Source organism: Citrobacter sp. B72 (assembly GCF_016894305.1).
GTDB classification, from domain to species: Bacteria; Pseudomonadota; Gammaproteobacteria; order Enterobacterales; family Enterobacteriaceae; genus Citrobacter; species Citrobacter portucalensis.
In genome coordinates this window covers 4,650,050-4,671,062 of the sequence record NZ_CP069801.1, presented here as the reverse complement: position 1 = coordinate 4,671,062, position 21,013 = coordinate 4,650,050, and the positions used below count along the sequence as shown (strand labels likewise).

The 21,013-nt window shown below is 53.5% G+C and carries 18 protein-coding genes; 12 read left to right on the top strand and 6 right to left on the bottom strand.

The genetic code is table 11. From position 1 onward, the window contains the following. The first annotated feature begins 87 nt into the window (after positions 1-87). From JQN59_RS22375 to JQN59_RS22365, 3 genes are read left to right on the top strand one after another with little or no spacing between them, the layout of a single operon-like run. Positions 88-726 (top strand): YjbF family lipoprotein, encoded by a 639-nt coding sequence (locus tag JQN59_RS22375; RefSeq protein ID WP_020996091.1) that lies wholly within the window; start codon positions 88-90, stop codon positions 724-726. Continuing rightward, complete coding sequence (locus JQN59_RS22370) at positions 723-1,460, top strand: capsule biosynthesis GfcC family protein (RefSeq protein ID WP_149607442.1); 738 nt, start codon at positions 723-725, stop codon at positions 1,458-1,460. Before JQN59_RS22375 ends, JQN59_RS22370 begins: the two co-directional genes overlap by 4 nt. Continuing rightward, complete coding sequence (locus tag JQN59_RS22365) at positions 1,460-3,556, top strand: YjbH domain-containing protein (protein WP_149607441.1); 2,097 nt, start codon at positions 1,460-1,462, stop codon at positions 3,554-3,556. The genes JQN59_RS22370 and JQN59_RS22365 overlap by 1 nt, the downstream gene beginning before the upstream one ends. Before the next feature lie 86 nt (positions 3,557-3,642). Here the strand turns inward: JQN59_RS22365 and JQN59_RS22360 are convergent, their stop codons facing one another. Next, positions 3,643-4,095, bottom strand: coding sequence for an acyltransferase (locus JQN59_RS22360; protein WP_149607440.1), 453 nt, complete (start codon positions 4,093-4,095; stop codon positions 3,643-3,645). A gap of 138 nt (positions 4,096-4,233) precedes the next feature. On the opposite strand from JQN59_RS22360, the gene psiE reads away from it, so the two are divergent. Beyond that, positions 4,234-4,644 carry a phosphate-starvation-inducible protein PsiE gene (gene psiE, locus JQN59_RS22355; RefSeq protein ID WP_003031674.1) on the top strand — a complete coding sequence of 137 codons (411 nt, stop codon included), beginning with the start codon at positions 4,234-4,236 and terminating at the stop codon, positions 4,642-4,644. Positions 4,645-4,689: 45 nt separating this feature from the next. Here the strand turns inward: psiE and xylE are convergent, their stop codons facing one another. The 4 genes from xylE to malE form a co-directional block, all read right to left on the bottom strand. Then, complete coding sequence (gene xylE, locus JQN59_RS22350) at positions 4,690-6,165, bottom strand: D-xylose transporter XylE (RefSeq protein ID WP_032942091.1); 1,476 nt, start codon at positions 6,163-6,165, stop codon at positions 4,690-4,692. A 324-nt stretch (positions 6,166-6,489) separates the two neighbouring features. Then, complete coding sequence (gene malG, locus JQN59_RS22345; protein ID WP_003826575.1) at positions 6,490-7,380, bottom strand: maltose ABC transporter permease MalG; 891 nt, start codon at positions 7,378-7,380, stop codon at positions 6,490-6,492. A gap of 14 nt (positions 7,381-7,394) precedes the next feature. After that, positions 7,395-8,939, bottom strand: coding sequence for a maltose ABC transporter permease MalF (gene malF / locus JQN59_RS22340; protein WP_048215136.1), 1,545 nt, complete (start codon positions 8,937-8,939; stop codon positions 7,395-7,397). A 130-nt stretch (positions 8,940-9,069) separates the two neighbouring features. Continuing rightward, complete coding sequence (gene malE, locus JQN59_RS22335) at positions 9,070-10,260, bottom strand: maltose/maltodextrin ABC transporter substrate-binding protein MalE (RefSeq protein WP_149607439.1); 1,191 nt, start codon at positions 10,258-10,260, stop codon at positions 9,070-9,072. A 360-nt stretch (positions 10,261-10,620) separates the two neighbouring features. Between malE and malK the strand changes: the two genes are divergently transcribed. The 5 genes from malK to ubiA all read left to right on the top strand — a co-directional run bounded on the left by malK (position 10,621) and on the right by ubiA (position 15,788). Further along, on the top strand, positions 10,621-11,730 hold the full coding sequence (gene malK / locus JQN59_RS22330; protein WP_008786916.1) for a maltose/maltodextrin ABC transporter ATP-binding protein MalK: 1,110 nt from the start codon (positions 10,621-10,623) through the stop codon (positions 11,728-11,730). Between the two features lie 77 nt (positions 11,731-11,807). Next, positions 11,808-13,163: a maltoporin gene (locus tag JQN59_RS22325; RefSeq protein WP_149607438.1), complete on the top strand. Its 1,356-nt coding sequence runs from the start codon at positions 11,808-11,810 to the stop codon at positions 13,161-13,163. Positions 13,164-13,276: 113 nt separating this feature from the next. Further along, positions 13,277-14,224, top strand: a complete 948-nt coding sequence (malM, locus tag JQN59_RS22320; protein WP_149607437.1) for a maltose operon protein MalM — start codon at positions 13,277-13,279, stop codon at positions 14,222-14,224. A 180-nt stretch (positions 14,225-14,404) separates the two neighbouring features. Then, positions 14,405-14,902, top strand: a complete 498-nt coding sequence (ubiC, locus tag JQN59_RS22315; RefSeq protein WP_032942095.1) for a chorismate lyase — start codon at positions 14,405-14,407, stop codon at positions 14,900-14,902. A gap of 13 nt (positions 14,903-14,915) precedes the next feature. Then, the gene (gene ubiA / locus JQN59_RS22310; RefSeq protein ID WP_003826589.1) at positions 14,916-15,788 is read left to right on the top strand and encodes a 4-hydroxybenzoate octaprenyltransferase; all 873 of its coding nucleotides are present in this window, start codon (positions 14,916-14,918) and stop codon (positions 15,786-15,788) included. A 55-nt stretch (positions 15,789-15,843) separates the two neighbouring features. On the opposite strand, the gene plsB is transcribed toward ubiA, so the two are convergent. After that, positions 15,844-18,264 (bottom strand): glycerol-3-phosphate 1-O-acyltransferase PlsB, encoded by a 2,421-nt coding sequence (plsB, locus tag JQN59_RS22305; RefSeq protein WP_008786919.1) that lies wholly within the window; start codon positions 18,262-18,264, stop codon positions 15,844-15,846. 170 nt (positions 18,265-18,434) lie between these two features. On the opposite strand from plsB, the gene JQN59_RS22300 reads away from it, so the two are divergent. The 3 genes from JQN59_RS22300 to dinF all read left to right on the top strand — a co-directional run bounded on the left by JQN59_RS22300 (position 18,435) and on the right by dinF (position 20,972). Further along, a complete protein-coding gene (locus tag JQN59_RS22300) occupies positions 18,435-18,803 on the top strand; it encodes a diacylglycerol kinase (RefSeq protein WP_003826594.1) in 369 nt (122 codons plus the stop codon). Positions 18,804-18,912: 109 nt separating this feature from the next. Continuing rightward, positions 18,913-19,521, top strand: a complete 609-nt coding sequence (gene lexA / locus JQN59_RS22295; protein ID WP_003826596.1) for a transcriptional repressor LexA — start codon at positions 18,913-18,915, stop codon at positions 19,519-19,521. Between the two features lie 131 nt (positions 19,522-19,652). Beyond that, positions 19,653-20,972: an MATE family efflux transporter DinF gene (gene dinF, locus JQN59_RS22290; RefSeq protein WP_079935026.1), complete on the top strand. Its 1,320-nt coding sequence runs from the start codon at positions 19,653-19,655 to the stop codon at positions 20,970-20,972. Positions 20,973-21,013: the final 41 nt, after the last annotated feature.

Here is a 21,013-nt window from a genome sequence, read left to right as displayed (position 1 = left end):
GTGTGGTTATTTTGAATTGCTAAAAGTATGTGGGATTTGTAGGCCGGATAAGCGTTGCGCCACCCGGCAATAATGCGGAGAAACGTCGTGAAGCGACCAGCGCTCATAATGGTTTGCCTGTTACTGCAGGCGTGCTCAGCCACCACCGAAGGGTTGGGGCATTCGCTGTGGGATAGCGTGTTTGGTACTCCCGGCGTACAGATGACGGACGATGAAATCCAAAATATGCCCTACGCCAGCCAGTATATGCAGCTAAACGGCGGTCCCCAACTGTTTGTGGTACTCGCATTTGCGGAAAACGGACAGCAGAAATGGGTGACTCAGGATCGGGCTATTCTCGTCACGCAGCATGGGCGCATTGTGAAAACGCATCTCGGCGGGGACAACCTAATTGAGGTGAATAATCTGGCGGAAGACCCACTCATCAAACCCAATCAGATAGTCGATGGCGCAACGTGGACCCGCACAATGGGCTGGACTGAACATCAGCAGGTACGCTATGCCACCGCGCGATCGGTTTTCAAATGGGATGGCGCAGACACCATCAAGGTCGGCAGCGATGACACCCCGGTACGGATCCTCGATGAAGAGATAACTACCGATCAAACGCGCTGGCATAACCGCTACTGGATCGACAGTGAAGGGCAGATTCGCCAGTCGGAACAGTATCTTGGCGCGCATTACTTCCCGGTGAAAACCACGCTGATTAAGGCGGCAAAATCATGATCAAACGAGTCGTTATGGCGCTGCTGTTGAGCCTGAGCGCAGCGTCTGTTTTTGCTGCGGGCAGCGTTAAGGTCTTTACCTCCGCCAGCGAAGAGCCAAAAACGCTGACCGGGGCCGAACATCTGCTCGACCTGGTTGGACAGCCGCGGTTGAGCAATAGCTGGTGGCCAGGCGCGGTTATCAGCGAAGAGCGGGCAACGATGGAGGCGGGACGTCAGCAGCAGGCATTACTGGCTCGTCTGGCAGCGCTGAGTGCTGAAGAAAGCGGTGACGATGCCGAGGCTATCAACACCTTACGCCAGCAAATTCAGGCGCTGAAGGTGACCGGCAGACAGAAAATTAACCTTGACCCGGATGTGGTGCGCGTCAGCGAGCGAGGCAACCCGCCGTTGCAGGGCAATTACACGCTGTGGGTCGGAGCGCAGCCAACGCATATCACGCTGTTTGGCATGCTAAGCCATCCGGGTAAACAACCGTTTATGCCCGGGCGTGATGTTGCCAGTTATCTCGATGGGCAAAGTCGGCTCAGCGGCGCGGATCGTAGCTTCGCCTGGGTTATCTATCCTGACGGGCGCACGCAAAAAGTACCGGTCGCTTACTGGAACAAACGTCACGTTGAGCCGATGCCCGGCAGCATCATTTATGTCGGACTCTCTGATGCTGTCTGGAGCAGCACCCCGGATGAAATTAATGCCGACATTCTTCGCACCCTGACCCAGCGGATACCCGAATAATGAGAAAAACTAACCTGCTCAGCTTACTGGCGCTGGGCGTAAGCGTTGCCTGCCACGGTGAAACCTGGCCCGCGCCCATTGGACCTTCGCAGTCCGATTTTGGCGGCGTGGGGCTGCTGCAAACCCCAACCGCACGCATGGCACGTGAGGGCGAAATGAGCCTCAATTACCGCGATAACGATCAGTACCGCTACTACTCTGCGTCGGTGCAGCTCTTCCCGTGGTTGGAAACCACGCTGCGCTACACCGATGTGCGTACCAAAAAATACAGTAGCGTGGAGTCGTTTTCTGGCGATCAGACTTACAAGGATAAAGCTTTTGATCTCAAACTACGGCTGTGGGAAGAGAGCTACTGGATGCCGCAGGTGGCGGTTGGCGCGCGAGATATTGGCGGAACTGGCCTGTTCGATGCGGAGTATATTGTGGCGAATAAAGCCTGGGGGCCGTTTGATTTCTCGCTTGGCCTGGGCTGGGGATATCTCGGGACCAGCGGTAACGTCAGCAATCCGTTTTGCTCATACAGCGATAAATTCTGCTATCGCGATAACAGCTACAAGCAGGCCGGTTCTATTGACGGCAGCCAGATGTTCCACGGCCCGGCATCACTGTTTGGCGGCGTCGAGTATCAGACGCCCTGGCAGCCGTTGCGTCTGAAACTGGAGTATGAGGGAAACAATTACCAGCAGGATTTTGCGGGCAAGCTGGATCAGAAGAGCAAGTTTAACGTCGGCGCTATTTATCGCGTCACCGATTGGGCCGACGTTAACCTCAGCTATGAGCGCGGGAACACCTTTATGTTTGGGGTCACGCTGCGGACTAACTTCAACGATCTGCGACCAAACTATAACGACAACGCCCGCCCGAAATATCAGCCACAGCCGCAGGATGCCATCCTGCAACATTCGGTGGTGGCGAATCAGCTAACGCTGCTGAAATATAACGCCGGACTGGCCGATCCTAAAATTCAGGTGCAGGGCGATACGCTGTATGTGACCGGTGAACAGGTGAAATACCGTGATTCGCGCGAAGGGATCGAACGTGCCAACCGGATCGTGATGAACGATCTTCCCGACGGGATCCGCACGATCCGTATTACGGAAAATCGTCTTAACTTGCCGCAGGTGACGACCGAAACGGAGGTTTCCAGCCTCAAGCGTCATCTGGAAGGTGAACCGTTGGGCCATGAAACCCAGCTGGCGCAAAAACGTGTTGAGCCCGTGGTGCCGAAAAAGACCGAGCAGGGCTGGTATATCGATAAGTCACGCTTCGATTTCCACATCGATCCGGTGCTTAACCAGTCGGTGGGCGGCCCGGAAAACTTCTATATGTATCAGTTGGGCGTGATGGGAACGGCGGATTGGTGGGTTACCGATCACCTGCTGACCACCGGGAGTTTGTTCGCCAACCTCGCCAATAACTATGACAAATTTAACTACACCAACCCGCCGCAGGATTCGCATTTGCCACGAGTGCGTACCCATGTGCGCGAGTATGTGCAAAACGATGTCTACGTGAATAACCTACAGGCCAACTACTTCCAGTCACTCGGAAACGGGTTCTACGGACAGGTTTACGCTGGTTATCTGGAAACCATGTACGGCGGAGCGGGGGCAGAAGTGTTGTATCGTCCGTTAGACAGCAACTGGGCGTTTGGTGTTGATGCCAACTACGTGAAACAGCGTGACTGGCGTAGCGCGCAGGACATGATGAAATTCACCGACTACAGCGTGAAGACCGGGCATTTGACGGCGTACTGGAATCCGTCATTCGCTCAGGATGTACTGGTGAAAGCCAGCGTGGGCCAGTATCTGGCGGGAGATAAGGGCGGAACGCTGGAAGTGGCGAAGCGCTTTGACAGCGGCGTTGTGGTAGGCGGCTATGCGACCATCACCGACGCCTCGCCGGATGAGTACGGAGAGGGTGATTTTACCAAAGGGGTGTACGTATCCGTGCCGCTGGATCTGTTCTCGTCAGGTCCGACCCGCAGCCGTGCGGCGATTGGCTGGACGCCGTTAACGCGTGATGGCGGCCAGCAGCTTGGACGTAAGTTTGGTCTGTACGACATGACCAGCGACAGAAGTGAGAACTTCCGTTAATCGAGCCGTTTGCCAGCCGGATGACGCTACGCTTATCCTGCCTGTACTGCAGGCCGGATAAGGCGTTTACGCCGTCAACTGGCAAGTTACAGGCGACGCAATAATTTTGCCGGGTTTCCTGCATACACGCCTTTCTCGGTGATCGATTTGGTCACCACGCTCCCCGCACCGATGACCGCGCCATCGCAGATGGTGACCGCCAGAATGGTCGCTCCACTGCCGATTGAGACATCGTTGCCAATCGAAATTCTTCCCCAACTGTTGCGGTCGGCGTTGGGTTTTCCTTCGCGAAACATATCGTTGGCGAACATCACGCCATGACCGATAAAACAGCGGGCACCCAGGGTGACATATTCGCAGATGAAGGTGTGCGACTGAATTTTGCTGTCTGCGCCAATTTGCGTATTACCCTGGATTTCAACAAATGGCCCGACAAAAACGTTGTCACCCAATGTGCAATTGTAGAGATTTGCGGGTTCATAAATTACCACGTTCTCACCGTAGGTCACGTTGCGGACAGCGGATTGTCTTAGCTGCATACTTCATCCTGTGAAATGTGTCGTGACATTCATCATTCCCCGCTGACCTTTCTTGCACAAAACATAAACAAAAAATGTAGATCTCTGTCACATTTTTGCGTTATACATGAACCTCGCCACTGAGTAAGAGGTGCTGTTATGACGTCGCTATCTCGTCCGCGAGTGGAGTTTATCTCCACCATCTTACAGACCGTGTTGAATCTGGGACTGCTGAGTCTGGGCCTGATCCTGGTTGTATTCCTCGGGAAAGAAACGCTGCATCTGGCGGATGTGCTGTTCGCGCCGGAACAAACCAGCAAGTATGAGCTGGTGGAAGGGCTGGTGGTTTACTTCCTCTATTTTGAATTTATCGCGCTGATTGTGAAGTACTTTCAGTCGGGGTTTCACTTTCCGTTGCGCTATTTTGTTTATATCGGGATCACCGCGATTGTGCGGTTGATCATTGTCGATCATAAAGCACCGATGGATGTGCTGATCTATTCCGCGGCGATCCTGCTGCTGGTGATCACCTTGTGGCTGTGTAATTCAAAACGGCTGAAGCGAGAGTAAAAGACAACACGCCGCAATCGGGCTGCGGCGTGTTGCAGGTCAGGATTACTGCGCAGAGGCAGGCTGGGTTTTCTCTGCGGCGGGTTCCCACAGTTCTTCAAGTTCTTCCAGCGTTTTGCCTTTGGTTTCCGGTACAAACTTCCACATAAACAGCGCCGCCAGAATACCCATACAACCGTAAATCCAGTAGGAGAAACCGTTGTGAAAATGGGAAACCAGCCACGAATTTTTGTCCATCATCGGGAAGGTCCAGGAGACGAAATAGTTCGCCAGCCATTGTGCGGCCACCGCAATGGCGAGCGCTTTGCCGCGAATCGCATTGGGGAAGATTTCTGCCAGCAGCACCCAGCAAACCGGTCCCCAGGACATGGCGAATGCGGCGACGTAAAACAGCATCGACAGCAGTGCAACCAGCCCGGAAGCCTGGGTATAAAACGCGGTACCGAGGCTGAACATACCGATGGCCATGCCCAGAGCGCCAATAATCTGCAGCGGTTTGCGACCAAATTTATCCACCGTCATAATCGCCAGCACGGTAAAGCTCAGGTTGATCACGCCAACAATGATGGTCTGTAACAGCGCCACATCGGTGCTGGCTCCCAGCGTTTTAAACACCTCTGGGGCGTAGTAGAGCACGACGTTAATACCGACGAATTGCTGGAAGATAGACAGCATTACGCCGATGACGATAACGCCTGCGCCAAACATCAGCAGGCGACCACCGGTTTTACGACCATGGTCCAGAGACTGATTGATCTCCTGCATGGCCTGGGTGGCGAGGGTGCTGCCCATAATTTTGCGCAGAATACCTTCCGCCTGCTCGTGTCTGCCACGCGCCATTAGCCAGCGCGGGCTTTCTGGCACGGTGTACAGCAGCAGTAAAAACAGCAGGGCGGGAATACTTTCGGACGCAAACATATAGCGCCAGCCATCGGTATTCAACCAGTTAGCGTCGCCAGAACGGGCGATAAAATAGTTAACGCAATACACCAACAGTTGACCAAAAATAATGGCGAATTGGTTAAATGACACCAGTTTTCCACGAATATGTGCGGGTGCCAGTTCAGCAATATACATTGGTGAGAGCATTGAGGCTAAACCTACGCCAATACCACCAATGATACGATAAATAACAAATTCGGGAACGTATCCGGCCAAATAAACAGGTACGGAATTATCAGGATTAATCGTCGTAAAGCCTAATTCCGGCCAGGCGGAACCAATACCGGAAATAAAGAACAGCAGAGCCGCAATTTTCAGCGAGTCCCGGCGGCCAAACCGGTTACTGCAATAGCCGCCCAGTGCACCGCCGATGATGCAGCCTATCAACGCACTGGCGACGCAAAAGCCCAACAGCGAGTTGGCGGCGGATTCACTTAAATGTTGTGGCGCGACAAACACAGTATTCAGGGATTCTACCGTTCCGGATATGACCGCAGTGTCGTAGCCGAATAATAGCCCTCCTAACGTTGCCACTAATGTAATCGAAAAAATATAACTGGAATTATATTGAGAGTTCATTCAGACCTGCCTTAGAGGATACAGCTCTTTTGATCAGTGTCGTGATGGTGAATTTAACAGGCAGGGAAGACAATTATCATTTTTTACATTGCAATTACGTTTTGTCTTTTCTGTGATCTTAATTCTGTTTAATTTATCTATATTCAGACAGGAAATAGAATTGCAGTGATGGAGAGCACGAAAGGAAATAATCGTAACAGTGATGCAAAATAACATAAAAAAAGGGCGCTCCGTAGAGCGCCGAATAACAGTCACAGGTTGGGATAACATAAGTTGAGGGTTGCAGTGGCATTGCCCGTTGCCGGGCAGGTACTTCGGTAAAACTTAACCTTTCACACCACCCGCGGTCAGACCGTTGACTAGCCAGCGCTGCGCCAGCAAGAACACCAGAGTGATCGGAATAGCGGAAAGTACAGCCGCGGCGGCAAAGTCGCCCCACAAATAGTTCTGTGGATTGAGGTACTGCTGCATACCTACCGCAAGGGTGTAGCTGTTCACATCACGCAGCAGCAGTGACGCGACCGGTACTTCGGTAATAGCGGCAATGAAAGACAGAATAAACACGACCGCCAGAATCGGAACGGAAAGCGGCAGCAGCACCAGGCGGAATGCCTGCCATGGCGTAGCGCCATCCAGCGCGGCCGCTTCTTCCAGTGAACCATCGATAGTTTCGAAATAGCCCTTTATCGTCCATACATGCAGCGCAATACCGCCGAGGTAGGCGAAGATCACGCCGCCGTGCGTGTTCAGGCCGATAAACGGAATGTACTGGCCCAGGCGATCAAACAAAGCATACAACGCGACCAGAGACAGCACCGCCGGGAACATCTGGAAAATCAGCATCCCTTTCAGCAGGGTTGCTTTGCCCGGGAAACGCATACGAGCAAAGGCGTAAGCACAGGTAGTGGAAAGCGTCACGATACCGATCGCGGTAATGCTGGCCACTTTCACCGAGTTCCACAGCCATAACAGTACCGGGAACGGCGGTGGCGTCACGCGGCCATCCGCGTGTTCAACGCTAAAGCCCAGCGCCAGTTTCCAGTGTTCCCAGGAGATGTTTTCCGGGATCAGGCTGCCGGTGGCAAAGTTACCTTCGCGCAGCGAGATAGCGATAACCATCAGCAGCGGGAACATGATCGCCGCGATAAAAATCAGCAGCCCTAAGTGCGTTGCGAATAAACGTAACTTTTGTGATTTCGGTTGGACCATAGCCATTGTCGTTATCTCCCTTAATCAAACTTCATACGTGTGGCTTTCAGGTTCACAATCGCCAGCGCACCAACCAGCAGGAAGATCAGCGTGGCAATCGCCGCCGCCAGACCGAAGTCCTGACCACCGCCGCCTTCAAAGGCGATACGGTAGGTGTAGCTCACGAGCAGGTCGGTATAACCGGCTGGTGTGGTGGTACCAAGACGGTCCGGACCACCGTTGGTCAACAGCTGAATCAGCACGAAGTTGTTAAAGTTAAAGGCGAAGCTGGCGATCATCAGCGGCGTCAGCGGCTTAATCAGCAGCGGTAGCGTAATCTTAAAGAAGTTCTGGAACGGACCTGCGCCATCCATCGCCGAGGCTTCATATAGGTCGTCAGGAATCGCTTTCAGCAGACCCATGCACAGGATCATCATGTATGGATAACCGAGCCAGGTGTTGACGATAATAATCATCGAACGCGCGGTGGTTGGGTCGCTGAACCAGGCCGGTTTGATGCCAAACAGCGCGCTCAGCATCATGTTGATTTCACCAAAGCTCTGGTTGAATAAGCCCTTGAAAATCAGAATCGAGATAAACGACGGTACGGCATACGGAAGAATCAGCAGGACGCGGTAAATCGCTTTGCCTTTGAGAGACTCCCACTGTACGAGACAGGCCAGCACCATGCCCACGGCAACGGTCAAAATAACGGTCAGTACCGAGAAGACCACCGTCCAGACGAAGATGGCGAAGAATGGTTTCTGGATGCCTTCGTCGGTAAACACGCGGGTGAAGTTATCCCAGCCGATGGCAACGGTGTAGCCCGGGCTGAGTTTTTCGCTACCCCAGCTACCGTCAGCGTTAATCGCCTGATAATAACCAATATCGTTGTTGGCGCGGTATTTTACGCCGCTCTGGCTGTTGGTGAGAGTGCCGTCTTCAGTGAGTGTATAAAGTGGCTGCGTGCCGGAAAACTGGCGCAGCGAACTCATGGTAACTTTGCTTTCATCCGGCAGGATGGCGGTCAATTGGGTAAGCGCCTGGCGATTCTGCGTGATGATACGCAGCGTTGCACGTTCGCCTGCCGGTAGCGCCTCGGCTTCTTTCAGTTGCAGTTTCTGCTCGCCGCCAAATTTAAAGGCGTCAGAAAGGTAATTCTTGCCGGTTTCACCGTCGGTGAGGGCCAGTTGCCACTCATCACCCGCCGGATACAGGCCAAAGTTGTAGGTTTTGCCAGCCTGGTACGAACGATCCATCAGGACTTCCTGAGCACGTTCAAATGTCAGCTGGTTGGTACTGCTGTAGTTGGTAAAAGCAATGGCGATCGTACAAACCAGCGGAAACAGGACAAACAGCCCCATACCGGCAACGCCCGGGTAAACATAGCGCCAGGCATAGGCTTTACGGTTAGCGAAAATATACAGGCCAGCAGAGCTTAAAATCAGCGTCATGATGGCAAACAGGTACTCCCCCTGAGCGTACATCAAAACAACAAGGTAACCGACCAGCAGCCCAAGCAGACCCATCACTGACCATTTCAGCGTGTCGCTTTGCCACCAGTGTTTCTTTTTAATGACATCCATGGGGTTCAATCCTCAACAACAATGAAAACCTGTTGGTCAGCGTGCCTGATGGCGCTGCGCTTATCAGGCCTACATACCCTGTAGGCCGGATAAGGCATTTATGCCGCCATCCGGCACGTTCACAACTGCATTACTTGGTGATACGACCCTGCGCGTCCTTCAGTGCGGCATCGACGGTCTGACGGCCGCTGGCTGCGTTGATCACTGCGGTACGAACGGCATACCAGAATGCGGACATCTGTGGGATGTTCGGCATGATTTCGCCTTTCTGGGCGTTATCCATGGTGGCGGCGATACGTGGGTCTTTCGCTAACTGATCCTGGAAGGATTTCAGCGCAACGGCGCCCAGCGGTTTGTCCTTGTTCACTTCATCCAGACCTTGATCGGTCAGCAGGTAGTTTTCGAGGAACTCTTTCGCCAGTTCTTTGTTCGGGCTGGCGGCGTTGATACCGGCGCTCAGAACGCCAACAAACGGTTTAGACGCTTTGCCTTTGAAGGTTGGCAGTAGCGTGACGCCGTAGTTGATTTTGCTCTTATCGATGTTGGACCACGCCCACGGACCGTTGATGGTCATCGCGGTATCGCCTTTGTTAAAGGCCGCTTCGGCGATGGAGTAATCGGTATCCGCGTTCATGTGTTTGTTCTTGATCAGATCAACCAGGAAGGTCAGACCCGCTTTCGCGCCAGCGCTATCCACGCCAACATCTTTCACGTCGTACTTGCCGTTTTCAAACTTGAACGCGTAACCGCCGTCGGCGGCAATCAGCGGCCAGGTGAAGTACGGTTCTTGCAGGTTGAACATCAGCGCGGATTTACCTTTCGCCTTCAGCTCTTTATTCAGTGCAGGAATTTCTTCCCAGGTTTTCGGTGGATTTGGAACGAGGTCTTTGTTGTAAATCAGCGACAGCGCTTCCACGGCGATCGGGTAGGCAATCAGTTTGCCGTTATAGCGTACGGCATCCCAGGTGAACGGATAGAGCTTGTCCTGGAACGCTTTGTCAGGCGTGATTTCAGCCAGCAGGCCAGACTGAGCGTAGCCTCCAAAACGGTCATGTGCCCAGAAGATGATGTCCGGACCGTCGCCAGTCGCGGCAACCTGCGGGAATTTCTCTTCCAGTTTGTCAGGGTGCTCAATAGTGACTTTGATCCCGGTGTCTTTCTCGAATTTTTTGCCCACTTCAGCGAGGCCGTTATAGCCTTTGTCGCCGTTAATCCAGATAACCAGCTTACCTTCTTCAATCTTGGCGAGAGCCGAGGCGGAAAACATCATCGTCGTTAATGCAGACAATGCGAGGATGCGTGCGCCAGTTTTGATTTTCATAGTTCCCATCCTGTTTGGTGATTTTGCAGAGGTGGCTTAACGGTTACTAGTTTCTTTATACGACAACCTCTTTCCATCCTCCTTACCCCTACGCCCCACCCGCTCTTTATGTGATCTGTGTTACATAAATGTGAGTATTGCGTACTGGCGCACATAAAAACCCACCGATTTTTGCAGGCTGCATCACGAAATTCCTCTGAGGCTGGTGGCCCGGGTCTCAGACGCTGCTCTCTCATCCTCCCGCCTCCTCCCCCATAAAAAAGCCGGGGGGTGGAGGATTCACGCAGTCAAGGGATCGCGCATAGTCAGCCCATCATGAATGTTGCTGTCGATGACAGGTTGTAACGAAGGGAGAAGGGCATGGCGAGCGTACAGCTACGAAATGTAACGAAAGCCTGGGGTGACGTGGTGGTATCGAAAGATATCAATCTCGACATTCACGAAGGGGAATTCGTGGTGTTTGTCGGACCGTCAGGCTGCGGTAAGTCGACCTTGCTGCGTATGATCGCCGGACTTGAAACCATCACCAGTGGTGACCTGTTTATCGGGGAGACCCGGATGAACGACATTCCGCCCGCCGAACGCGGCGTGGGCATGGTCTTTCAGTCCTACGCGTTGTATCCCCATTTGTCTGTCGCGGAGAACATGTCGTTCGGCCTCAAACTGGCCGGGGCGAAAAAAGAGGTGATGAACCAGCGCGTGAATCAGGTTGCGGAAGTTCTGCAACTGGCGCACCTGCTGGAGCGTAAACCGAAAGCGCTTTCCGGCGGACAACGTCAGCGTGTGGCGATTGGCCGTACGCTGGTCGCCGAACCGCGCGTATTCCTGCTGGACGAACCACTGTCGAACCTCGACGCTGCTCTGCGCGTGCAGATGCGTATTGAAATATCCCGCCTGCATAAACGTCTCGGCCGCACGATGATTTACGTCACCCACGATCAGGTCGAAGCGATGACGCTGGCCGACAAAATTGTGGTGCTGGATGCCGGTCGCGTCGCGCAGGTTGGTAAGCCTCTGGAACTGTATCACTACCCGGCTGACCGCTTTGTCGCGGGCTTTATCGGTTCGCCAAAAATGAACTTCCTGCCGGTGAAAGTTACCGCAACGGCGATTGATCAGGTGCAGGTTGAATTACCAAACCGCCAGCAAGTCTGGCTCCCGGTAGACAGCCATGCGGTACAGGTTGGTGCCAACATGTCTTTAGGTATCCGCCCGGAACATCTGCTGCCCAGCGATATCGCCGATGTCACCCTCGAAGGTGAAGTGCAGGTGGTCGAGCAGCTTGGTCACGAAACACAAATTCATATCCAGATCCCCGCCATCCGTCAAAACCTGGTTTACCGCCAGAACGACGTGGTGTTGGTAGAAGAGGGTGCCACATTCGCTATCGGCCTGCCGCCAGAGCGTTGCCATCTGTTCCGTGAGGATGGCACTGCATGTCGTCGGTTGCACCAAGAGCCGGGCGTTTAAGGTGTCCCATTAAAAAAAACGCAAATCCGTCAAGGTGAAGCGTTCAAAGAAAAGCAATGATCTCAGGAGATAGAACGATGATTACTCTGCGCAAACTCCCTCTGGCGGTTGCTGTAGCAGCAGGCATTATGTCTGTTCAGGCAATGGCTGTGGATTTCCATGGTTATGCTCGTTCCGGCATTGGCTGGACAGGTAGCGGCGGTGAACAACAATGTTTCCAGGCAACAGGTGCACAAAGTAAATACCGTCTTGGTAACGAATGTGAAACCTATGCGGAAATTAAATTAGGTCAGGAAGTGTGGAAAGAGGGCGATAAGAGCTTCTACTTCGACACTAACGTTGCCTACTCCGTTGCACAGCAAAATGACTGGGAAGCGACCGATCCTGCTTTCCGCGAAGCCAACGTGCAGGGTAAAAACCTGATTGAATGGCTGCCGGGTTCCACCATCTGGGCCGGTAAACGTTTCTATCAGCGTCATGACGTCCACATGATCGACTTCTACTACTGGGATATTTCAGGTCCTGGTGCCGGTATTGAAAACATCGATCTGGGCTTCGGTAAACTGTCTCTGGCCGCAACCCGTTCTCAGGAAGCGGGTGGTTCTTACACCTTCAGTAGCCAGAATATCTACGACACATCCAAAGATACTGCGAACGACGTATTCGACATGCGTTTAGCGCAGATGGCCATTAACCCGGACGGCATGCTGGAACTGGGTGTTGACTACGGTCGTGCGAATAAAACTGACGGTTATAGCTACGCGGATAGCGCTTCTAAAGATGGCTGGATGTTCACTGCAGAACATACTCAGAGCATGCTGAAGGGCTATAACAAGTTCGTGGTTCAGTATGCAACTGATGCGATGACCACGCAGGGTAAAGGTGGCTCGCAGGGTACTTACGGTTCAACCTTCGATACCCAGGCAACACCAAATGATCCCGTTATCCATCATGTAAACAACAACATCAATAACAACGGTAGCCTGGTGCGCGTACTTGACCACGGTGCTATCTCTCTGGGCGACAAGTGGGACCTGATGTACGTCGGTATGTATCAGAATATCGACATGGATAACGACCTGGGTACTGAATGGTACACCGTGGGTATTCGTCCGATGTACAAATGGACACCAATCATGAGCACCCTGATGGAAGTCGGCTACGACAACGTCAAATCTCAACAGACTGGCGATCGCAACAGCCAATACAAAATCACCCTGGCGCAACAATGGCAGGCTGGCGACAGCATCTGGTCTCGTCCGGCAATCCGTGTCTTCGCAACCTATGCAAAATGGGATGAAGAGTGGGGTTACATCAAAAATGGTAACAACGTATCTAAATACGCAGCTGCAACGAACTCTGGTATCAGCACAACCAGCCGTGGCGACAGCGATGAGTGGTCCTTCGGTGCTCAGATGGAGATCTGGTGGTAATTCAGCACTAACCTGACGTAAAGACCGAAAGAGGGGCGCAAGCCCCTCTTGATTACGGTTTAGCGCGCTATTGCCTGGCCACCGCTGAACCCATGCTATCTGAGGTGATAACAATGAAAATGAAGAAAAGTCTCGTTGCACTTTGTTTATCTGCAGGGTTATTTGCCAGCGCGCCTGGCATCAGCCTGGCCGATGTAAATATTGTTCCGCAGAACACCACCGCGGCCCCAACAATCCCCACTGCTGCGCTGCAACAGTTAACCTGGACGCCGGTTGATCAATCTAAAACTCAGTCCACACAGCTTGCCAATGCAGGTCAGCCTTTAGATGTTGCTGGTATTACTGGCCCGGTCGCGGCCTATAGCGTACCGGCGAACATTGGCGAACTGACCCTGACGCTGTCCAGTGAAGTCAACAAACAAACCAGCGTATTTGCGCCAAACGTCTTAATTCTTGACCAAAACATGACGCCATCTGCGTTCTTCCCCAGCAGCTATTTCACCTACCAGGAGCCCGGCGTGATGAGTGCCGATCGTCTGGAAGGCGTAATGCGTCTGACGCCAGCGCTGGGCCAGCAAAAACTGTATGTTCTGGTCTTTACCACAGATAAAGATCTCCAGCAGACCACGACCCTGCTCGACCCGGCGAAAGCTTATGCCAAGGGCGTCGGTAACGCTGTTCCGGATATTCCGGACCCGATTGCCCGCCACACCACCGATGGTCTGCTGAAACTGAAAGTCAAAACCAGCTCCTCCTCCAGCGTGCTGGTCGGGCCGCTGTTCGGTTCTTCCGGCCCTGGCCCTGTTACGGTTGGTAATACCGCCGCGCCTGCAGTGACTTATGCGGCTCCGGCGGCAGCCGTTGCCGCTCCAGCGCCGCAGCCGGTGAAGAAAAGCGAGCCAATGCTGAACGACACGGAAAGCTATTTTAATCAGGCGATTAAGGATGCAGTTGCAAAAGGCGATGTTGATAAAGCGCTGAAGCTGCTTGATGAAGCGGAACGTCTGGGATCCAAATCTGCCCGATCCACCTTTATCAGCAGTGTAAAAGGCAAGGGGTAAACATCTCCCCACATTGTTGATTTTGCAACAACTGGTGCGTCTCCTGGCGCACCTTTTTTTATCCTTCGGTGCGAATTGTTACACTTATGTTGCCCTACCGATCACTTAATCGTGTTTGCTCACCCCGTAATGCCTTTTCTGCGATACAATGCCTTTAGGTTATAAATCGGAGAGTAAGGCATGCCACACCCTGCGTTAACGCAACTGCGTGCGCTGCGTTATTTTGATGCGATTCCGGCGCTGGACGCCCAACTGCTCGACTGGTTGTTACTGGAAGATTCCATGACCAAACGTTTTGAGCAGCAGGGCAAAGAAGTCACCGTCACGTTGATTCGCGAAGCGTTCGTTGGGCAAAATGAGGTGGCTGAAGAACTGACTCTGCTGCCCAAAGAGTCCCGCTATTGGTTACGCGAAATCCTGTTATGCGCGGATGGTGAACCCTGGCTTGCCGGGCGTACCGTGGTGCCTGAATCAACCTTGTGCGGCCCTGAACTGGCCTTACAGAACCTGGGGAAAACCCCGCTCGGACGCTACCTGTTTACGTCATCGACATTGACCCGAGATTTTATTGAGATTGGCCGCGATGCAGCGCTGTGGGGGCGTCGTTCCCGCCTGCGGCTGAGCGGTAAGCCACTGATGCTTACCGAGCTTTTTCTGCCTGCGTCGCCGTTGTACTGAGAGGAAAATAAAGATGGAGTGGAGTCTGACGCAGAATAAGCTGCTGGCGTTTCACCGCTTGATGCGTACGGATAAGCCAATCGGCGCCTTACTGCTGCTCTGGCCTACGCTGTGGGCTCTGTGGGTGGCGACCCCAGGCATGCCGCAACTGTGGATTCTGGCGGTTTTTGTCGCTGGCGTTTGGTTAATGCGCGCCGCCGGATGCGTGGTGAATGATTATGCCGACAGGAAATTTGACGGGCACGTCAAACGCACCGCGAATCGACCGCTGCCGAGTGGGGCTGTCACCGAGAAAGAAGCCCGAACGCTGTTTGTGGTACTGGTGCTGCTGGCCTTCCTGCTGGTTTTGACCCTCAACACGATGACCATTTTGTTGTCCGTTGCGGCATTAGCATTAGCGTGGGTTTACCCGTTTATGAAGCGCTATACGCATCTGCCGCAGGTGGTGCTGGGGGCGGCGTTTGGCTGGTCGATCCCGATGGCGTTCGCCGCCGTGAGTGAATCCGTACCGCTGAGCTGCTGGCTGATGTTCCTTGCGAATATTCTCTGGGCGGTGGCTTATGATACGCAGTATGCCATGGTTGACCGGGATGATGACCTGAAGATCGGCATTAAATCGACCGCGATCCTGTTCGGTCAGAACGACAAGCTGATTATTGGTATTTTGCAGGTAGGCGTGCTGGTGCTGATGGCGCTGGTGGGCTGGCTAAACGGGTTGGGACTGGGCTATTACTGGTCTCTGCTGGTGGCGGGCGCACTGTTTGTCTATCAGCAGAAACTGATCGTCAACCGTGAACGTGATGCCTGCTTTAAAGCGTTTATGAACAATAACTACGTCGGTCTGGTGCTGTTCTTAGGCCTGGCAATGAGCTACTGGCATTTTTGATTTTGGCTTAGCCTGCAAAATAAAAAACCGGTCATTCCGACCGGTTTTTTTATGCTTACTCGCCCTGAGTGGCGCTCTCGATGGTCAGACGCACATCTGACGTGACCAGTTCGGCCAGCATCTGATAGATCTTCATCGTCTCTTCCGGTTCGGCATCTCCGGTATCGCTGATGAATCCCTCGTCACGCAGCGTCAGCACCAGAGAGCTGAACACGGCTTTATCGAAGAATTCCGGCGCGTTAATGCCGTGCAGCACTGAGAGGCGTTGCGCCACGGTGCGGCTTTCTTTCTCCAGCGTGCCACGGTTGATGGACGGGTTCGCGCTCAGCAGCCAGAAGGTAATGGCGTAGCGCTGCAACGTCTCGCGAGCACCTGCGGCCAGCAGCTGTAGCGTGCGGGAGCGGGCTGGATTGATATGCAGTTCGTCATCGGTCAGGGTGATGAGTCCCTGGCGCTGCATTTCGCTGGCCAGTTCGTCAATCACCCCGGCAAGCTCATCACGCTCCCAGCGTAAGAACAGCTCCGCTTTTAACATCGGGTACAGCGCATCAATATGCTGCTGCAACGCGGCGCGTGAAATACGACGATGCTGAGTCACAATGGCTGCCATCAACGAAGGCAGAACCAGCATATGCGCAATGTTATTGCGGTAGTAGGTCATCAATACCGCCTGCTCGCGCGGCAGAATAATGATGTCACCGATAGTGTCTTTCTCGACCTCAAACTTGTTCATCTGCAAGGCGTGGTCGATCAGTTCACTGGCGCTCTGTGCCGGCACCGTCGAATCCGCAGCATACGGCACGTTGCGCAGCAGGCTCAGGTAGCAGTCGAGTTGTTCAGTCAGCTGTTCACGGGTCAGAGAGCGCTGGCGGGAGGCCAGTAAAGCAGTACAGCACAGGTTCATGGCGTTGGCCGCGCCTGCGTTGTTAATGCGCACCATCAAATCGGCGGCAATGTTATTCACCGTCGGCGTCAGCCAGGCCGGGCGGATAGACTCGATAGGGTCGATAGATTCACGCCACTCCGGCACATGCTGGTTGAGGTAAGTCATCAATGGCATTGGTTCACCAAAGTTGACGTAGCCCTGACCCAGGTTACGCAGCTTGCTTAAGCCACGCAGCATTTGCGGCAGGCTTTCTTTCTCTTTCGTCGCGCCACGCAGCTCTTTCGCGTAGGTGCCCACTTCCATAACGTGCTCATAGCCGATGTAAATAGGAACGAGGGTAATCGGGCGCGTACCGCCGCGCAGCATCGCCTGAATAGTCATCGACAGCGTGCCGGTTTTCGGGTCGAGCAGACGACCGGTACGTGAACGGCCCCCTTCGACAAAGTACTCAACCGAGTAACCGCGGCTGAACAGCTCGCCCAGGTATTCACGGAATACGGTGGAATAGAGCTTGTTGCCCTTGAAGGTACGACGAATAAAGAACGCGCCCAGACGGCGGAAAATCGGACCCGCTGGCCAGAAGTTCAGGTTGATACCGGCTGCGATGTGCGGCGGCACCAGACCCTGGTGGTACAGAACGTACGACAGCAGCATATAGTCCATATGGCTGCGGTGGCACGGAACGTACACGATTTCATGCCCATCGTGCGCCAACTGGCGTACACGTTCAGCATTGTGAACGTTAATCCCCTGATACAGACGGTTCCAGGTAAAGCCCAGAATACGGTCCGTCAAACGAATCATTTCGTAGGAGAAGTTGGCGGCAATCTCTTCCATCAGCGCAATGGCATTTTGCTGCGCTTTTTCGTGGGAGATTTTTTTACTGCGCGCTTCATCTTCTACCGCACGAGCGATCGCTTTTGAAGCTAACAGCTTATTAAACAGATCCTGGCGGGCAGGGAGGCGCGGGCCGACAGCGGCCAGGCGCTGGCGAGCAAAGTGCATACGCGCCACGCGTGCCAGCTTCTGAGCGATGATCTTATCCGTACCATGTTCATCCGCCATACGGCGCAGAGAGACCGACGGAGAGAAGCGGACAAAACTGTCGCGACCCAGCCAGGACACCGCAAAGAATTTCTGTACGCCGTTTAGCATACGTAACGGCGGATTGACCTCGCCTTTTTCACGCCCCGGCGCACGGCCAAACATCACCGAAACCGGCACCATCTGCACATCCAGATCTGGATTGCTGCGATGCAAGTCGAGATAGTTGTGGAACAGCTTGATGGACTCTTCTTTCGGCGTGTAATAGGTGAATACACGCGGACCGCCGTGAATAAACACGTAGCGCGGTAACAGCGTTCCGTCTATCTCTAGTGGTTCCAGGGGATCGGGGAGGTCGTGCACCAGACATTGGGCACGCAGCGTCAGCAAGTCAGCTTTCGAATTGTACGGTAGGACGTACATAATGGGACGCGAAGTATCGAGTCCCAATTCCGGAGCAGGTTCTGCTGGAATAGACTTGCTTTTTACCAGGACGCTTAATGGTAAATTCAGTAATTTGTAGTAAATTCGTGGCCAGCCGGACATAAACGATGTAAAGCCTCTGGTTAATAATGCAAATGCGCTGCAAGGATATCAGAAAGTTTAGTGAATTTCTGTGGTATCCGGTCATACTTCGCGCTGCTTTGCCACACCCTGAACAAACGGGGTAACGTTACAATGACATTGACGCTAATAATGTAAAAAGGTTCTTTTTGATGGCCAATAATACCACTGGATTCACCCGAATTATCAAAGCTGCAGGTTATTCCTGGAAAGGTTTTCGCGCCGCATGGATTAATGAGGCGGCATTCCGTCAGGAAAGTGTTGCTGTCCTGCTGGGCGTCGCCATCGCCTGCTGGCTGGATGTTGATGCAATTACCCGCGTGTTGTTGATTGGTTCTGTGATGCTGGTGATGATCGTTGAAATCCTCAACAGTGCGATTGAAGCGGTGGTTGATCGTATTGGTTCTGAGTACCACGAACTTTCCGGTCGGGCGAAAGATATGGGGTCGGCGGCGGTATTGCTGTCTATTTTTGTCGCTCTAATCACCTGGGGCATCCTGTTGTGGTCGCATTTGCGATAAGGCTTCCACAACTGCATAAATCTCCTGTTTTTTGTGCAGTTTGCGGTTCCAAAATCGCCTTTAGCTGTATATACTCACAGCATAACTGTATATACACCCAGGGGGCGGAATGAAAGCGTTAACGGCCAGGCAACAAGAGGTGTTTGATCTCATTAGAGATCACATCAGCCAGACAGGTATGCCACCGACGCGTGCGGAGATCGCGCAGCGTTTGGGGTTCCGTTCCCCAAACGCAGCTGAAGAACACCTGAAAGCGCTGGCGCGTAAAGGTGTGCTGGAAATTGTATCCGGCGCATCGCGCGGTATTCGACTGTTGCAGGAAGAAGAAGAAGGGTTACCGCTTGTGGGGCGCGTGGCAGCCGGTGAGCCACTTCTGGCGCAGCAGCACATCGAAGGCCACTATCAAGTCGATCCTTCACTGTTCAAACCGAACGCCGATTTTCTTCTGCGCGTTAGCGGTATGTCGATGAAAGATATCGGGATTATGGACGGTGATTTACTCGCTGTGCATAAAACCCAGGACGTGCGTAACGGCCAGGTTGTTGTTGCTCGTATTGATGACGAAGTTACGGTTAAGCGCCTGAAAAAGCAGGGAAACAAGGTTGAACTCCTGCCAGAAAACAGCGAATTCAAACCTATCGTTGTCGACCTGCGCGAACAAAACTTCACTATTGAAGGGCTGGCAGTAGGCGTCATCCGTAACGGTGAATGGCTGTAATTTTCTGTTGAATCCCTGTAGGCCGGATAAGACGATGACGTCGCCATCCGGCAACGTGCCCGGTAGCGCTGCGCTTGCCGGGCCTGCATCACATTATCCAGTACGTCTAACTTCTTCTCAGGCCCTCCTGTATGCCTTTCTTTACCTCTTCTGATAAAGCACTCTGGCACCTCGCCTTACCCATGATCTTTTCCAATATCACCGTTCCCCTGCTGGGACTGGTGGATACCGCGGTGATTGGTCATCTGGATAGTCCGGTCTATCTTGGCGGTGTTGCGGTTGGTGCTACGGCAACCAGTTTTCTTTTTATGCTGCTGCTTTTTTTGCGCATGAGCACCACCGGTCTTACCGCCCAGGCATTTGGTGCGAAAAATCCGCAGGCGCTGGCGCGCGCACTGGTGCAGCCGCTCATGCTGGCGCTGGGAGCAGGGTTGCTTATCGCACTTTTTCGTACGCCGATTATCGATCTGGCTCTGCACATTGTTGGCGGAAGTGAAGCGGTACTGGAGCAGGCCCGACGTTTCCTCGAAATTCGCTGGTTAAGCGCACCCGCCTCGCTGGCGAATCTGGTGCTGCTCGGCTGGCTGCTTGGCGTTCAGTATGCGCGTGCGCCGGTTATCTTGTTGATTGTCGGTAATATTCTCAACATTGTGCTCGATATATGGCTGGTGATGGGCCTGCATATGAACGTGCAGGGTGCGGCACTGGCAACGGTGATTGCTGAATATGCCACCTTGCTGATCGGCCTGATGATGGTGCGCAAAGTCCTGCATATGCGCGGAATTTCGCTGGCAATGCTGAAGCAGGCGTGGCGTGGCAACTTCCGCCGTTTGCTGGCGCTTAACCGTGACATCATGTTGCGCTCGCTACTGCTGCAGCTCTGTTTTGGCGCAATCACGGTGCTGGGTGCGCGTCTGGGAGGCGATATCATTGCGGTTAATGCCGTTCTGATGACCCTGTTAACCTTTACCGCCTACGCGCTGGATGGATTTGCCTATGCCGTGGAAGCGCATTCGGGCCAGGCCTATGGGGCGCGAGACGGTAGCCAGTTGCTGGACGTCTGGCGGGCGGCCTGCCGACAGTCCGGTATTGTGGCTATTTTGTTTTCGCTGGTTTATGCCCTGTTTGGCGAGCAGATTGTTGCGCTGCTGACCTCGCTGCCGCAGATCCAACAGCTGGCCGATCGCTATCTTTTCTGGCAGGTGGTGTTACCGCTGGTGGGTGTCTGGTGTTATCTGCTCGACGGAATGTTTATTGGCGCGACGCGCGCGGCAGAAATGCGCAACAGTATGGCCGTTGCTGCCACAGGATTCGCATTAACGCTACTGACTTTGCCGTGGCTGGGAAACCATGGCTTGTGGTTGGCGTTAACCGTTTTCCTGGCGTTGCGCGGGCTTTCACTGGCCTTTATCTGGCGACGTCACTGGCGTAATGGAACCTGGTTTGCCTGAGCGGGATGGTTAAAAATTCCGAATAGTAAATAAAACCCAGA

Coding starts and splice junctions, on each gene's coding strand:
- JQN59_RS22370 (WP_149607442.1), top strand. CDS start 723: ATGATCAAACGAGTCGTTATGGCGCTGCTGTTGAGCCTGAGCGCAGCG.
- JQN59_RS22365 (WP_149607441.1), top strand. CDS start 1,460: ATGAGAAAAACTAACCTGCTCAGCTTACTGGCGCTGGGCGTAAGCGTT.
- JQN59_RS22360 (WP_149607440.1), bottom strand. CDS start 4,095: ATGCAGCTAAGACAATCCGCTGTCCGCAACGTGACCTACGGTGAGAAC.
- psiE (WP_003031674.1), top strand. CDS start 4,234: ATGACGTCGCTATCTCGTCCGCGAGTGGAGTTTATCTCCACCATCTTA.
- xylE (WP_032942091.1), bottom strand. CDS start 6,165: ATGAACTCTCAATATAATTCCAGTTATATTTTTTCGATTACATTAGTG.
- malG (WP_003826575.1), bottom strand. CDS start 7,380: ATGGCTATGGTCCAACCGAAATCACAAAAGTTACGTTTATTCGCAACG.
- malF (WP_048215136.1), bottom strand. CDS start 8,939: ATGGATGTCATTAAAAAGAAACACTGGTGGCAAAGCGACACGCTGAAA.
- malE (WP_149607439.1), bottom strand. CDS start 10,260: ATGAAAATCAAAACTGGCGCACGCATCCTCGCATTGTCTGCATTAACG.
- malK (WP_008786916.1), top strand. CDS start 10,621: ATGGCGAGCGTACAGCTACGAAATGTAACGAAAGCCTGGGGTGACGTG.
- JQN59_RS22325 (WP_149607438.1), top strand. CDS start 11,808: ATGATTACTCTGCGCAAACTCCCTCTGGCGGTTGCTGTAGCAGCAGGC.
- malM (WP_149607437.1), top strand. CDS start 13,277: ATGAAAATGAAGAAAAGTCTCGTTGCACTTTGTTTATCTGCAGGGTTA.
- ubiC (WP_032942095.1), top strand. CDS start 14,405: ATGCCACACCCTGCGTTAACGCAACTGCGTGCGCTGCGTTATTTTGAT.
- ubiA (WP_003826589.1), top strand. CDS start 14,916: ATGGAGTGGAGTCTGACGCAGAATAAGCTGCTGGCGTTTCACCGCTTG.
- plsB (WP_008786919.1), bottom strand. CDS start 18,264: ATGTCCGGCTGGCCACGAATTTACTACAAATTACTGAATTTACCATTA.
- JQN59_RS22300 (WP_003826594.1), top strand. CDS start 18,435: ATGGCCAATAATACCACTGGATTCACCCGAATTATCAAAGCTGCAGGT.
- lexA (WP_003826596.1), top strand. CDS start 18,913: ATGAAAGCGTTAACGGCCAGGCAACAAGAGGTGTTTGATCTCATTAGA.
- dinF (WP_079935026.1), top strand. CDS start 19,653: ATGCCTTTCTTTACCTCTTCTGATAAAGCACTCTGGCACCTCGCCTTA.